The organism is Kitasatospora sp. NPDC057595, assembly GCF_042800875.1.
Classification (GTDB): Bacteria; Actinomycetota; Actinomycetes; order Streptomycetales; family Streptomycetaceae; genus Kitasatospora.
Genome location: NZ_JBHVGL010000002.1, coordinates 256,665 through 269,906, shown reverse-complemented (window position 1 = coordinate 269,906; position 13,242 = coordinate 256,665). Strand labels below are relative to the sequence as shown.

General features: G+C 72.3%; 13 protein-coding genes. 6 read left to right on the top strand and 7 right to left on the bottom strand.

All coding sequences use genetic code 11. From position 1 onward, the window contains the following. Positions 1–45: 45 nt before the first annotated feature. The 3 genes from ACFU9E_RS04630 to ACFU9E_RS04620 form a co-directional block, all read right to left on the bottom strand. On the bottom strand, positions 46–522 hold the full coding sequence (locus ACFU9E_RS04630) for an HIT family protein (RefSeq protein ID WP_380683024.1): 477 nt from the start codon (positions 520–522) through the stop codon (positions 46–48). A gap of 9 nt (positions 523–531) precedes the next feature. Then, positions 532–1,467 (bottom strand): HEAT repeat domain-containing protein, encoded by a 936-nt coding sequence (locus ACFU9E_RS04625; RefSeq protein WP_380683023.1) that lies wholly within the window; start codon positions 1,465–1,467, stop codon positions 532–534. A 96-nt stretch (positions 1,468–1,563) separates the two neighbouring features. Further along, positions 1,564–4,092 (bottom strand): collagenase, encoded by a 2,529-nt coding sequence (locus tag ACFU9E_RS04620; RefSeq protein WP_380683022.1) that lies wholly within the window; start codon positions 4,090–4,092, stop codon positions 1,564–1,566. Positions 4,093–4,369: 277 nt separating this feature from the next. On the opposite strand from ACFU9E_RS04620, the gene ACFU9E_RS04615 reads away from it, so the two are divergent. Continuing rightward, a complete protein-coding gene (locus tag ACFU9E_RS04615) occupies positions 4,370–4,585 on the top strand; it encodes a DUF4287 domain-containing protein (RefSeq protein WP_380683021.1) in 216 nt (71 codons plus the stop codon). Between the two features lie 28 nt (positions 4,586–4,613). Here the strand turns inward: ACFU9E_RS04615 and mqnP are convergent, their stop codons facing one another. Then, positions 4,614–5,519 carry a menaquinone biosynthesis prenyltransferase MqnP gene (gene mqnP, locus ACFU9E_RS04610; protein ID WP_380683020.1) on the bottom strand — a complete coding sequence of 302 codons (906 nt, stop codon included), beginning with the start codon at positions 5,517–5,519 and terminating at the stop codon, positions 4,614–4,616. Continuing rightward, the gene (locus tag ACFU9E_RS04605) at positions 5,516–6,973 is read right to left on the bottom strand and encodes a menaquinone biosynthesis decarboxylase (protein WP_380683019.1); all 1,458 of its coding nucleotides are present in this window, start codon (positions 6,971–6,973) and stop codon (positions 5,516–5,518) included. Before ACFU9E_RS04605 ends, mqnP begins: the two co-directional genes overlap by 4 nt. A gap of 130 nt (positions 6,974–7,103) precedes the next feature. Here ACFU9E_RS04605 and ACFU9E_RS04600 point away from each other — a divergent pair, with 130 nt between their 5' ends. The 4 genes from ACFU9E_RS04600 to ACFU9E_RS04585 all read left to right on the top strand — a co-directional run bounded on the left by ACFU9E_RS04600 (position 7,104) and on the right by ACFU9E_RS04585 (position 10,645). Next, positions 7,104–7,508: a PLD nuclease N-terminal domain-containing protein gene (locus ACFU9E_RS04600; RefSeq protein WP_380683018.1), complete on the top strand. Its 405-nt coding sequence runs from the start codon at positions 7,104–7,106 to the stop codon at positions 7,506–7,508. Positions 7,509–7,949: 441 nt separating this feature from the next. Then, positions 7,950–9,551, top strand: a complete 1,602-nt coding sequence (locus ACFU9E_RS04595) for an acyl-CoA carboxylase subunit beta (protein WP_380683017.1) — start codon at positions 7,950–7,952, stop codon at positions 9,549–9,551. Positions 9,552–9,638: 87 nt separating this feature from the next. After that, complete coding sequence (locus tag ACFU9E_RS04590) at positions 9,639–9,851, top strand: acyl-CoA carboxylase subunit epsilon (protein WP_380714771.1); 213 nt, start codon at positions 9,639–9,641, stop codon at positions 9,849–9,851. 143 nt (positions 9,852–9,994) lie between these two features. After that, entirely contained in the window at positions 9,995–10,645 is a 651-nt protein-coding gene (locus tag ACFU9E_RS04585) for a ScbR family autoregulator-binding transcription factor (protein ID WP_380685026.1), read from the top strand. On the opposite strand, the gene ACFU9E_RS04580 is transcribed toward ACFU9E_RS04585, so the two are convergent. Beyond that, positions 10,642–11,337 (bottom strand): ScbR family autoregulator-binding transcription factor, encoded by a 696-nt coding sequence (locus tag ACFU9E_RS04580; RefSeq protein ID WP_380685027.1) that lies wholly within the window; start codon positions 11,335–11,337, stop codon positions 10,642–10,644. The two genes, ACFU9E_RS04585 and ACFU9E_RS04580, sit on opposite strands and share 4 nt — an antisense overlap. Before the next feature lie 362 nt (positions 11,338–11,699). Between ACFU9E_RS04580 and ACFU9E_RS04575 the strand changes: the two genes are divergently transcribed. Then, positions 11,700–12,773, top strand: coding sequence for a ScbA/BarX family gamma-butyrolactone biosynthesis protein (locus tag ACFU9E_RS04575; protein ID WP_380685028.1), 1,074 nt, complete (start codon positions 11,700–11,702; stop codon positions 12,771–12,773). A gap of 58 nt (positions 12,774–12,831) precedes the next feature. Here the strand turns inward: ACFU9E_RS04575 and ACFU9E_RS04570 are convergent, their stop codons facing one another. After that, positions 12,832–13,218: a hypothetical protein gene (locus ACFU9E_RS04570; protein WP_380685029.1), complete on the bottom strand. Its 387-nt coding sequence runs from the start codon at positions 13,216–13,218 to the stop codon at positions 12,832–12,834. Between the last annotated feature and the right edge of the window lie 24 nt (positions 13,219–13,242).

Here is a 13,242-nt window from a genome sequence, read left to right as displayed (position 1 = left end):
CCGGTCAGCGGATTCACGAGAACGAGTGGTCTGCACCACCGCCCTTTACCGCAGCGCATCCAGCTCCGCGCCGACGGCGGCCCGGATCGGGTCGTGGGCGGGGGTGAGGGCGTGGGCCGGGTCGGTCCAGTGGGTGCGGGGGTAGAGCCAGACGGGGAGGCGGACGAGGTCGGCGGGCTCCCAGTCGTAGCGGGGCCAGACGTGGGCGTGCAGCATCGGGTCGGTGTTGCCGAGGATCTCCAGGTTGACCCGGCGGAAGGCCGGATCGGCCGCCCGGCAGGCCCGCTCGACGGCCTCGCCGAGGCGGTCGAGGTCCTCCAGGTAGGCGAGCCGGCGGGGGCGGGGCAGATCGGAGAGCCGCTGCACCCCCGGCCGGTCGGTGAGCAGGATCGCGTACCCGGGCAGGAACTGCACGTCGCCGGCCACCGCGAACCCGGCGTCCAGGCGCCGGATGACGGTGGGGTTCTCGCCGCGCAGGGCGCTGCCGACGCGGTCGGACTTCCAGTCGCTGGTATCGGTCATGCCGCGATGTTAGGGATGAACGATCACCGGATGGTCGGATCCGACCAGTTCGGCCGCCCGCACCGGGTCGCCGCCCGCCCGGCCCAGCAGCCCCGCGACGTCGTAGACCGGCTCGTCGGGGCCGCCGATGCCGAGGGTCAGCCCGGGCTCGCAGCGGGTGGACCACACCGCGGCCGCCAGGTCCGGCCGCTGCCGTTCCAGCGCCCGCACCAGCGCCCAGGCCCCTTCCTCCAACCGGGCCCGCCGGGACGGCTCGCAGGCGGCGACGGCGTCGGCCACCCCGTGGTCGTCCGGGTCGTAGTCCTCCAGCAGCGGCAGCAGTTCGGGGGCTCCCAGGATCTCCGCCGCCCGGAAGGTGAGGACGGCCGCGCCGTCCGGATCCGCCAGCAGTTCGCGCATCAGCGGCACGGCCCGCGGGTCGCGCCGCCGGGCCAGACCGCGGATGCCCTCCTCGCGGGCGTCCGGGTACTCGTCACCGGTCCGCTCCCAGAGCGCCTGCCGCACGTCCGGGCCGTCGGCCGCGCACTGGAACCCGAGCGTGAACGTCGCCCAGTCGCGGGTCTCCGGGTCGGTGTCCCGGGTCAGCGCGAGGAGCGCGCGGACACCGGGGGCGTCCGGCGGACCGGTGACCACCGCGTCGAGGGACAGCCCGGAGGCCACCTGTCGGCGCACCTCCGCTTCGGGGTGACCGGCCAGGGTGACCAGCACGGGCACCGCCCGTCCGTCCTCGGTCCGCCCCAGGGCCCCTGCCAGGCAGGCCAGGACCTGGCCGTCCCGCTCCCGCTCCGCGTGCGCGAGCAGCACGGTCGCCGCCTCGGCCCGGAGGTCCTCGTCCCGGTCGGCCGCCTCGCCCACCAGGCGGCAGCCCGCCGCCCGTTCGGCCGGTTCCGCCGATCCGAGCAGTTCCGCGCCGTGGGCGAGGGCCGCCGGTGTGTTCATCACCATCGGGCCAGTCTGACGCACGGATCCCGCCCGCACACAGCGCTTTGACGCCCGGCCGGAAAGCCCGGCCGGGCGTCTGATCCGCTGCTGCGGGTCGGGTCAGAACTGGGTGGTGACCGTGACGCCGCTGAAGTCGGTGGCGGCGTACAGGCTCAGGTAGCGGTAGCCCGCCGTGGGGTTGGTGACGGTGATGGACTGGGTGGTGCCATCGGCCGCCGAGGCGGCGGTGTAGGCCTTCGGCGAGGCCCAGGTGTCGGCGTTGTAGTACAGGTACGCGGTACCGGTGCCGCCGAGGGTGCTGACCTTCAGCGTGGTGGTGCCGGCCGGCAGGTAGACGTACAGGTAGTCGCTGTTGCCCGCGGTCGCGGCGCGGCCGGGCCGGGCGCAGTTGCGGGCCATCGCGTCGGTGCGCTGCTCGGTGCAGGTCGGCAGGCCGAGCGCGGTCGTGGTGACCGCGGTCGAGGCGGTGCCGGTCCGGCCGGTGTCGTCGGTGGTGGTCAGGGCGACGGTGTACAGGCCGGGCACGCCGTAGGTGTGGCTCGGGCTGCGCTCGTCCGAGAAGGTGCCGTCACCGAAGTTCCAGTGCCATCCGGTGATCCGGCCCGAACCGGTCTGCACGGAGCGCTCGTTCACGCTGACGGTCGCACCGTTCACCGTGGTGTCGAACAGCGAGGTCGGACCGGCCGCGTAGCAGCCGCCGGCGACGCAGGCGTCGAGCCAGGCGTCGAAGTCGGCGTCGTAGGAGGTGCCGAGGTTGTTGTAGACCGCGTAGCCGCCGGGGTAGTCACCGACGCGGAAGCGCTCCAGCATGGCCTGGACGTCGGCCGGGTGCTTCTCCAGCATGTACCGGACGGACAGGTAGCCCCACGGGTAGGTGCGGGTCGAGTCCGAGTTGGCGTAGGTGTTCTGGAAGAGCGTGCTGAGCTTGTAGGTGTGCTTGGCCGCCTGGTTCATCGCGTCGACGTCGGTCGCGCCGCGGTGGGTGTACGAGACGTACTCGGCGAGGCCCTCGACCCACCACTTGTTCGGGACCGACGACTGGGTGGTGTAGTTCCCCTTCAGGTTGTAGATGCTGTCGAGGTAGTGCGTGTACTCGTGGTTGAGGTTCCACACCCGGGCGGGGTCGTTGACGTTCCAGGCCTTCTGGTACATCACGGTCACGGCCCGCACGTTCGGGTCGGTCGCGTCCATGACGGTCTGGCCGCCGTTGTCGGTGTCGTTGCCGAAGATCGCCCACGAGTAGGTGGTGTAGTCGGCCTTGTTGGCGAAGATCCCGAAGGTGACGGTCTTGGCGTACTGGTTCGGGATCGGGCCGTTGTCCTTGGCCACGCGGTGGAAGAGCGCGTCCTCGCTGCGCAGGCTCTCGCAGACGGTGGCCAGCTCGGCGGCCGACAGGGACTGGGCCTGGAGGATGCGGTTGTCGCAGACCAGCTGGTTCGGCAGGATCACCGAGGTGAGCTTGGTGCGCAGGTCGCAGATGCCGTAGTACGAGCACTGGTTGTTGTTCCAGTACTCGGCCTGGCGGGCCGTGTACAGGTACAGCGTCCCGAAGGGCGAGAGCAGCGGCGCGGAGTCCAGCACCTTCTTGACCAGCGGCTTGGTCACGGCCTCGGCGGCGGGGCTGGTGCCGGCGAGCCGGGCCAGGTCGTTGCCCGCGTTGGTGTCGAGGACGGCGTGGGGCCCGCTGAGCAGGTCCCGGTGCTTGATCGCGAAGTCGGCGAGCGAGTTGACGAGGCCTGTGTCGGCCGCGAGCGCCTTGACGAAGTCCGTGTTCCGGTAGCCGAACCAGAGCGGGTAGTACAGCACCGAGTTGACCGCGTTGATCATCTGCGGGAACTGGTTGTAGGTGTTGTCGTACTCGTCCAGGATCCGCTTGTAGGCGCCGATGTAGCGGGCCTGGAGGTTGGCGCTGTCGGTGAGCCACACCACCTCCTTGAGGATGCGGCCGTTGTCCTCGGTGACGTCGCGCCAGCGGGTGCCCGCGAAGAGCGTGTCCAGGGCGGAGGTGACGGCGGTGGCGAGCTCGTCGGTGTACGGGCCGGCCTGGGTGGGGAAGTTGAACTGGATGTAGTAGCCCGCCTGCAGGTACTTCACCAGCTGCGCGATGCCGGTCGTGTTGTCGCCGGAGTAGTTCGCCGCCAGGTCCTTGAAGGCAGCCGCGACGGACAGCATCCGGGCCTGGTTGAAGATGCTCGGGTCGGCGACGGCGCTCTGGTACAGCGACTTGATGCAGTCCGGGGTCGAGCTCCGGATGAAGGCGACCAGGTCGGCCCCGGTGCGGGCCGCGAAGTCGGCCGGGGTGCAGCTCTGTACGGCGAGGGACTTGAACTGGGCGGGGGCGCCCGCCCGGGCCGCGTCGGCCGGCTCCTCCAGCAGGCGCGTCGCGCCGATCAGCGCCGGGGAGCGCGGGGCGATGGGCTCGGCGGGCTCCTCGGAGCCCGTCGCGGTCGGGGTCGGGGCGGCGAGTCCGACGGGACCCGCCGGGGCGGCGGCGGGCGCCGTCGCGGTCGGGGCGGCTGTGGCGGCGAGGGGCGCCGCGAAGGCCTGGGTCGGCAGCACGGCGGTGGCCGTGGCGCAACAGGCGACGACGCCGGCTGCGAGCATGGAGAGTCTGGTGCGCAGGAGCACGCCGAATCCTTCGTCGAGTGGGGGCAGTCCGGCGTGGGGCCGGACCGAAAAGAAGGAGATGTGGCGTGGATCCTGTCACCGACTGATGGTCAGAACAATGTCACAGTTCATATGGCATGAGATTTTCGGCCACTGCGGCGCACTCTCCGCCACATCCCCCCGACCCGTCGCCGGAGCCGCCCGGGACCCGCCGGAGTGACCCGGATCACACCCTTCGGCCGATGAGTTCCCGCGCCCCCGCCGGTCCTATGGACACCGAACGAAGGAGAGCCGCACCATGACCGCCACCCCCGCCGCCAAGGGCCCTGCCAGCTACTTCCCGTCCATCGAGCAGAAGTACGGGCAGCCGATCGCGCACTGGAAGGAACTGATCCGCTCCTCGCCGCTGACCAAGCACATGGAGCTGGTCGCCTGGCTGAAGGCAGACCACGGGATCGGCCACGGACACGCGAACGCCCTCGTCAAGCACACGCTCGACGAGGGCGGGAAGTAGACCCTGGCCCCGGGTTGGGGGCGCGGCCTCAGACTCCGAGGCCGCGCACCACCAGGTCCACCAGCGCGAAGAGGAACAGCGAGATCCCGACGAAGCCGTTCGTCTGGAAGAACGCCCGGTTCAGCCGGGACAGGTCGTTCGGCTTGACGATGGTGTGCTCGTAGACGAAGGCGCCGGCCACCACCAGCAGGCCGGTCCAGAACGCCACGCCCGCGTCGGTGAGCACCGCGTACCAGCCGAGCAGCAGGGTGGTGATCACGTGGCAGGCGCGGGCGCCGCGGACCGCGGCCGGGACACCGAACCGCGCCGGCACCGAACGCACGCCGTCCGCCCGGTCGGACGCGACGTCCTGGCAGGCGTAGATCAGGTCGAAGCCGCCGATCCAGATGCCGACGGCCGCGCCGAGCACGACCGCGTCCCAGGACCAGGTGCCGGTGACGGCCAGCCAGGCGCCCACCGGGCCCATCGCCTGGGCCAGGCCCAGGATCGCCTGCGGGAAGTCGGTGAACCGCTTGCCGTACGGGTAGACCACCATCGGCACCACGGCCACCGGTGCGAGCGCCAGGCAGAGCGGGTTGAGCAGCGCCGCGGCGCCCAGGAAGACCACCAGGGCGACCGCCGAGCCGACGTACGCCGTCCTCAGCGAGACGGCGCCGGTGACCAGCTCGCGCCCGGCCGTGCGCGGGTTGCGGGCGTCGATCTCGCGGTCGATGATCCGGTTGGCGGCCATGGCGAAGGTCCGCAGCCCGACCATGCAGACGGTGACGATGAACAGCTCGCCCCAGTGCACCCGTCCGTCGACCAGGAACATCGCCGTCAGCGCCGCGATGTAGGCGAACGGCAGGGCGAAGACCGAGTGCTCGATCATCACCAGCCGCAGGAAGGCTCTGACCTTGCCGGGCGGGACCTCGGGGAGCGCGGCGGCGGTGCTCACAGCCCGTACTCCTTCCAGCGCCGGTCCACCAGGGCGGCGGTCGCCGGGTCGGAGGTGACCATCTCGGGCCAGCCGCCGTCGCGGGTGTAGCCCTCCTCGGGCAGTTTGCGGGTCGCGTCGATGCCCGCCTTGCCGCCCCAGAACTGCTGGTAGGAGGCGTGGTCCAGGTGGTCGACCGGGCCCTCCACCACGGTGAGGTCGCGGCTGTAGTCGACGTTGCCGAAGGCACGCCAGGCGACCTCCTGGTAGTCGTGGACGTCGCAGTCGGCGTCCACCACGATGATCAGCTTGGTCAGCGACATCATGTGCGCGCCCCAGATGGCGTGCATGGTCTTCTGCGCGTGCTTCGGGTACTTCTTGTCGATCGAGACGATCACGCAGTTGTGGAAACCGCCGGCCTCGGGCAGGTCGTAGTCGACGATGTCCGGGATGATGATCTTCAGCAGCGGCAGGAAGAAGCGCTCGGTGAACTTGCCCAGCGGGCCGTCCTCCGTCGGCGGGCGGCCGACCACGATGGACTGCAGGATCGGCCGGCGGCGCATCGTCACGCAGTCGATCCTCAGCGCCGGGAACGGCTCCTGCGGCGTGTAGAAGCCGGTGTGGTCGCCGAACGGCCCCTCGGGCAGCATCTCGCCCGGCTCCAGCCAGCCCTCCAGGACCACCTCGGCGTCGGCCGGGACCTGCAGCGGGACCGTCTTGCAGTCCACCATCCGCACCCGCTCGCCCGCGACGAAGCCGGCGAACAGGTACTCGTCGATGTCGCCCGGCAGCGGCGCGGTGGCCGCGTAGGTGACGGCCGGCGGGCAGCCGAAGGCGATCGCGACGGGAAGCCTCTCGCCCCGCTTGGCGGCCACCGCGGCGTGGTTGCGGCTGTCCTTGTGGATCTGCCAGTGCATGCCGATGGTGCGGCGGTCGTGCCGCTGCAGCCGGTACAGGCCGAGGTTGCGGATGCCGCTGTCCGGGTCCTTGGTGTGGGTGAGGCCCAGGTTGAAGAAGGAGCCGCCGTCCTGCGGCCAGGTGAACAGCGCGGGCAGGTCGTCCAGGTTGACGTCCTCGCCGGTGAGCACCACCTCCTGCACGGGCGCGTCGCCGGCCTTGACGTGCTTCGGCGGCACGTGGGCCATCGAGGCGAGCTTGCCGAAGGCGTCCCGGAAGCCGGTGAAGCCCTGCGGCAGCTCCGGCTTCAGCAGGCCGGAGATCTTGTCGCCGATCTCCTCCGGGCCCTTGAGACCGAGCGCCTTGGCCAGCCGGCGCTCGGTGCCGAAGACGTTCATCGCCAGCGGCATCGTGGAGCCCTTGACGTTCTCGAACAGCAGGGCCGGGCCCTTGGCCTTCTGCACCCGGTCGACGATCTCGCCGATCTCCAGATGGGGGTCCACCTCCGCCTTGATGCGCTTGAGGTCGCCTTCGCGGTCGAGGGCCCGCAGGAACGAGCGGAGATCGTCGTATGCCATGCCTGTCAGTATCCGCCACCCGCTAGCCTGACCTGTGTCAAGGGCCCCCTTGGCACGGCGGACCGCCCGGCGGCCGCCGTACCGGGGCCCGACCGCCAGCCACCGACGCCGCCCGGGGGAGATCGCCGCCGTGCTGAGGATCCTGACCTTCGTGCTCCCGCTCGCCCTGTGGGTGTGGGCCTTCATCGACTGCCTGACCACCCCCGAGGAGGAGGTGAAGCACCTTCCCAAGGTGGTCTGGGTGATCATCGTGCTGCTCTTCCCGCTCGTCGGCTCGATCGCCTGGCTGGTGGCCGGCAAGCAGCGCGCGGTGCGCACCGCCCCGGCCGGCGGCTTCGGCGCGGCCGGCCAGGGCCACGACCGCCGGCGCGACGGCCGCCCGCTCGCCCCGGACGACGACCCCGAGTTCCTCGCCTCGTTGAAGAAGCACAACAACGAGCACGAGGACATGCTCAAGCAGTGGGAGGCGGATTTGCGCCGCCGCGAGAACGAGCTGCGCGGCAAGGACGACCCTGACGAGGGCCGCCGGGGCTGACCCCCGGGTCGCCCGGACAGCCCACCCGGCATCCACCGGGTGGGCTGCGGTGTTTTTGGCGCATCCCTACGACAGGCCGGCCGGTGCCACGCCGCCGGCCCGGTCTTCACCGCCGCACCAAGCGTCTCTTGAGCAGCCCTTGAGCGGCGTCGGGCAGTATCGAGTACGACAGCTCTGACCTGCACGTTCCCTCATGTTCAGCTCACCCGGAGGTCATCATGGCGACAGCTGCGGGTAATCGAACAGCTACCGTTCGCACGGGCTGAAACGCTTCGGTTTCTGTACAGCCCTGACATCTAAACGGACGCGACCTTGTACGGAATCGACGCCGAAACCAGCGTGCGGCCCCTCGTACAGTCATAAGTGAAGAAGTGATTCGCAGCCGGGGGCATCGCAGACGTTGGCTGTCGGACAGTTCCCTCACCTTTGGAGTGGTTCGAGATGACGGTTGTGCACCAGGCGCCGGTCGACGACGACGCCCCCGAAGCCCCCGCCGACGTACGGGGCAGGGTCGCGGAGCTGCACGAGCTGCGCGAGCAGGTCCGGCGCGGCCCGAGCGAGAAGGCCACCGAGGCCCAGCACGCCAAGGGCAAGCTGACCGCGCGCGAGCGCATCGACCTGCTGCTCGACGAGGGCTCGTTCCGCGAGGTGGAGCCGCTGCGCCGGCACCGGGCCTCCGGCTTCGGCCTGGAGGCGAAGAAGCCGCACACCGACGGCGTGGTCGTCGGCTGGGGCACCGTGCACGGCCGGACGGTCTTCACCTACGCCCACGACTTCCGGATCTTCGGCGGCGCGCTCGGCGAGGCCCACGCCCAGAAGATCCACAAGATCATGGACATGGCCATCGCGGCCGGTGCCCCGCTGGTCTCGCTCAACGACGGCGCCGGCGCCCGCATCCAGGAAGGTGTCACCGCCCTGGCCGGTTACGGCGGCATCTTCCAGCGCAACACCAAGGCCTCCGGCGTCATCCCGCAGATCTCCGTGATGCTCGGCCCGTGCGCCGGCGGCGCGGCCTACTCGCCGGCCCTGACCGACTTCGTCTTCATGGTCCGCGAGACCTCGCAGATGTTCATCACCGGCCCGGACGTCGTCCAGGCCGTCACCGGCGAGAAGATCAGCCAGAACGGGCTCGGCGGCGCCGACGTGCACGCCGGGGTCTCCGGCGTCTCGCACTTCGTCTACGACGACGAGCAGTCCTGCATCGAGGAGGTCCGCTTCCTCCTCTCGCTGCTGCCGCAGAACAACCGCGAGATGCCGCCGGCCGCCGTCAACGACGACCCGGTGGACCGCCGCAACGAGTCGCTGCTCGACCTGGTGCCCGCCGACGGCAACCGGCCGTACGACATGCGCAAGGTGATCGAGGAGATCGTCGACCACGGCGAGTTCCTGGAGGTCCACGAGCGCTGGGCCACCAACGTGCTCTGCGTGCTCGCCCGGATCGACGGCCACGTCACCGGCATCATCGCCAACCAGCCGCAGTCGCTGGCCGGCGTCCTGGACATCAACGCCAGCGAGAAGGCCGCGCGCTTCGTCCAGATGTGCGACGCCTTCAACATCCCCCTGGTCACCATGCTCGACGTCCCCGGCTTCCTGCCCGGCGTCGACCAGGAGCACGACGGCATCATCCGGCACGGCGCGAAGCTCCTCTACGCCTACTGCAACGCGACCGTGCCGCGGATCCAGCTCATCCTGCGCAAGGCCTACGGCGGTGCCTACATCGTCATGGACTCGCGCTCGATCGGCGCCGACCTCTCCTTCGCCTGGCCGACCAACGAGATCGCCGTCATGGGCGCCGAGGGCGCCGCCAACGTCATCTTCCGCCGGGACATCAACGCCGCCGACGACCCGGACGCGATGCGCAACCAGAAGATCAAGGAATACAAGAGCGAACTGATGCACCCGTACTACGCGGCCGAGCGCGGCCTCGTGGACGACGTCATCGACCCCGCCGAGACCCGCCAGGTCCTGGCGTCCTCGCTGGCCATGCTGCGCACCAAGCACGCGGACCTGCCGAGCCGCAAGCACGGCAACCCGCCGATGTAGCAGCGTGCCCGGCCGGGCACCGCACCGCCGGGCCCGCCGACGCCGACCGACGACCACCTCACACCATCCGCCGGGAGAAACCGGACCATGACCGTCTCCGCCGAACCACTCGTCCGCATCGTCCGCGGTTCGCTCTCCGACGAGGAGCTCGCCGCCCTGACCGCCGTGCTGATGGCCCGCGCCGCGGCCGCCCAGCAGGCGGCGGCCGCCGCCTCGCCGGTCGAGCCGATCGCCAACTGGCAGCGCCTGGAGCGCCGCCCGGCGTACTACTCGCCGGTCAGCTGGCAGTGGGCCGCCTGACGGCTCGACCGAGGACCCGGCCGGCGGCGTTCCGGCCCCCGGAACGGCTCGAAAGGATCGCTACCACGCGGTACGGGGGCCACCGCCCGGCCCGCCGCCGTAGGATCCAGCAGCTGCCGACGACAGAGATCAGGGAGGCTGCGATGCCCAGGCAGGCCCGGGCCCTGGCGACCCGCCAGACGGTGCTGTGTGCCGCGGCCGAGGTGTTCGACGAACGCGGCTACGCGGGCGCCACGATGGCCGAGATCCTGGAACGGGCCGGTGTCACCAAGGGCGCGCTCTACTTCCACTTCCCCTCCAAGGAGGAGCTGGCGCTCGCCGTGATCGAGGGCCAGGAGGCCTGGCTGGCCACCTGGCAGGCGGCCTCCGACAGCCCGACGCAGACCGTCATCGATCTCGGCTACGCGTTCGCGCACTCGCTGCTGGACGATCCGCTGCTGCGCGGCGCGATCCGGCTGACCATCGAGCACGGCAGCTTCACCCAGCCGCAGGTCGGCACCTACCAGAGCTGGACGGACGCGGCACGCGAGCTGCTGGAGCGCGCGCTGGAGGTCGGCGAACTCCGTCCCGGGGTGCGGCCGGCCGCCGCCGCCGGGGTGATCGTCGGCGCGGTGACCGGCATCCAGCTCAGCTCGCAGGTGCTGATGGACCGCAGGGACCTGCTGCAGCGGATGGCCGACCTCTGGACACTGCTGCTGCCCGGCCTGGTCGAACCCGGCACCCTGACCCGCCTGGACACCGTCGACCACGGGGGAACCGGGACCCGCCCGCTCGACCGGGCCGTGCTCGACTAGGCCCGGCTCGACCGGCCCGGCCGGATCGCGTTCGGAGCGGGCTGGATCCGGTAGTCCGGCAGGCGGTCGGCCGGGACGAGGGCCGGCAGGGCGGTCGACCAGAGGCCGCTGACCGCCGCGGGGGCGAGCCGGCCGGTGGACTCGGCGGAGAACAGCACCAGGCCCGCCGCCAGGGTGGTGAGCAGTGCGGCCGACTGCTCCCGGTCGAGCCCGGGGCGCAGTTCGCCGGCCGCCGAGGCCCGGTCCAGCAGGGTGCGGAAGACCACGGTCAGGCGCCGCCAGACGTCCGCCGAGGGCTCCGGCGGCGAGCCGGCCGGCGCCACCACCGCGCCGGCGGCGCAGCCCGCGGGCCGGCCGCCCAGGCCGAGCAGCACCCCGGCCCGGACCACCACGTCCTCCCGCAGCAACCGGGCCAGATCATGGGTGAGGTCGACGAGCCGCTGCACGGCCGGGCCGCCACCGCGCAGCGCGTGCAGCACGGCCAGCCCGATGGTGTCGGCGGCCTCGCCGCGGACCCCGTCGGCCAGTGCCTGCTTGGAGACGAAGTGGAAGTAGAGCGCGCCCTTGCTGACACCCGCCCGGCGGCTGATGTCGACCAGGCTGGCCGACTCGAAACCCGCGTCGGCGAAGGTGTCCGCCGCGGCGAGCAGCACGGCCTGCCTGGTTCGCCCCGCCCGTTCCTGCTTAGCCACTCGGCCCCTCCGGCCCCGGCCGCGGCGAGCTCCGGCTCGCCCGGTTGCTGTCACGGCGCCGCCGTCGGTGGTGGGGCGCCCGGTCTGCGGACCGTCGGCGGCGCGCCGCGCCCACCCGAAACCGCATGGTTGGTATCTAATCTAGCCCCTGTCCGGACCCTGCCGTCCAGGGGGATCGGCCCCCGGGCGCGGGCCGGACCGGGCCGGCCGGGCGTTGCCGCAGGCCGGCGCCCGGGTACGGTGAGCGCAGCGGTAACGCGCCAGCGGCGACCCCGCGCGGGGAGCAGAAACCGGGTGGCCTGTATGTTTTGCGAGGGCCGCCCGCACGGCCGGCCGACCGACACCCGGGAGTGGGGCCCGTCATGCCAGTGTTCACCTCGATGGACGGCGACGCCCCGTATCCCCACCCCCCGTATTCCCACTCCCACACCGGCCACTCCGGCCCGGGCCGCTACGGCTTCCACGAGCGGACCGTCTCGCGTCAACTGGTGCGCCGCTCCTCGGTCGCCGAGGTCCTGATCACCGGCTGGCAGGCCACCGGCCCGTACGACTTCCTGCTCGGTGCCCAGTGGCCGCGGCTGCACGGCTTCTACCGGCTGCCCGGTGACCGGCACCACGACCCGGTACTGATGGCCGAAACGGTCCGGCAGGCCGCCCTGCTGGTGGGCCACGCCGGCTTCGGCGTGCCGCACGACCACCACGCGGTGCTCGACGAACTCGGCTACACCCTCGGCCCGGCCGGCCTGGACGGCCTCGCGGTCACCGCCGCCCCCACCGAGCTGATGCTCCGGATCACCTGCCACGACGTCCGGATGCGGCACGGCCGGCTGGACGCCCTGCGGGTGCACGCCGAGGTCGAGCGCGACGGCCACCCGGTCGCCCGCGGCTTCGGCGGGCTGCGGATCCTCTCCCCCGCCGCGTACGACCGGCTGCGCGGTCCCGGCCCGGCCGCCGCCCCGCTCCGGCTCCCGGACCAGGGCACCGCCCCGGAGCTGGTCGGCCGTCAGCAGGCCGCCGACGTGGTGCTCGGCCCCGCGCTGCTGCCCGGCAGCTGGCTGCTGCGCGCGGACGCCGGCCACCCGGTGCTGTTCGACCCGATGGACCCGGCGCCCGGCCACCTGCCCGGGATGCTCGTCCTGGAGGCCGCCCGGCAGGCCGCCCAGCGGCTGCACCACCCGGACCGGGTGGTGCCGCTGGAGCTGGTCACGTCCTTCCACGACCCGATCGCGCCGGACCGCCCCTGCGTGGTCCGGGCCGTCCGGGAGGCCGGACAGGAGGCCGGCGGCGGCAGCGGACGGCGGGCGCCGCTGCGGGTCCTGCTGGTGCAGGAGGGCCGGACGGTGGCCGAGGCCCGGCTGCTCACCGGACCGGCCGACGGCGGCCCGGCCGCGACCGCGCCGGCCCCGGCCCGGCGCGGTCTGCCGCTCGCCAGCTGAGCCCCGGCGCCCCGGCCGGACCGGGGTCGGCCGAGTCGGGCCGGGGCCGGGCCCCGGGTCAGGCGGCCACCAGCGCGGACGGCCGCCCGGCGTGCATCACCGAGAGGTTCTCCGCCAGCCGCCCCGGGTCCTGGGCCAGCCACAGCCGCAGCGCGGCGCCCAGCATCGCGCTGGCCGAGCCGATCCGCACCTGGGTCACCTGGGCGATCCGGGCCGCGCCCGGCACCAGCAGGTCGGCCAGCGGTGCCGGCAGCCAGACGGTCAGCGCGCACGGCGCGGGGGCCGCGAGCGCGCCCAGCAGCCGGTAGGCGTCGGCCGGCGAGCTGACCGTGGGGATGATGTCCAGCAGCCCGTCGGCCACCACCTCGGACACGTCGCTGCGGTGCCCCTGGGCGAGCCGGCGGAGCAGCAGGTGCTCGGCGGCGGTGATTCGGACGGTCAGCATGACCTCGTCGCACTCCATTGCGCG

Bases quoted from the DNA above. Each gene is read 5' to 3' on its own strand.
- ACFU9E_RS04570 (WP_380685029.1), bottom strand. From the start codon at position 13,218: ATGCTGACCGTCCGAATCACCGCCGCCGAGCACCTGCTGCTCCGCCGG.
- ACFU9E_RS04575 (WP_380685028.1), top strand. From the start codon at position 11,700: ATGCCAGTGTTCACCTCGATGGACGGCGACGCCCCGTATCCCCACCCC.
- ACFU9E_RS04615 (WP_380683021.1), top strand. From the start codon at position 4,370: ATGACCGCCACCCCCGCCGCCAAGGGCCCTGCCAGCTACTTCCCGTCC.
- ACFU9E_RS04585 (WP_380685026.1), top strand. From the start codon at position 9,995: ATGCCCAGGCAGGCCCGGGCCCTGGCGACCCGCCAGACGGTGCTGTGT.
- ACFU9E_RS04590 (WP_380714771.1), top strand. From the start codon at position 9,639: ATGACCGTCTCCGCCGAACCACTCGTCCGCATCGTCCGCGGTTCGCTC.
- ACFU9E_RS04630 (WP_380683024.1), bottom strand. From the start codon at position 522: ATGACCGATACCAGCGACTGGAAGTCCGACCGCGTCGGCAGCGCCCTG.
- ACFU9E_RS04595 (WP_380683017.1), top strand. From the start codon at position 7,950: ATGACGGTTGTGCACCAGGCGCCGGTCGACGACGACGCCCCCGAAGCC.
- ACFU9E_RS04625 (WP_380683023.1), bottom strand. From the start codon at position 1,467: ATGGTGATGAACACACCGGCGGCCCTCGCCCACGGCGCGGAACTGCTC.
- ACFU9E_RS04605 (WP_380683019.1), bottom strand. From the start codon at position 6,973: ATGGCATACGACGATCTCCGCTCGTTCCTGCGGGCCCTCGACCGCGAA.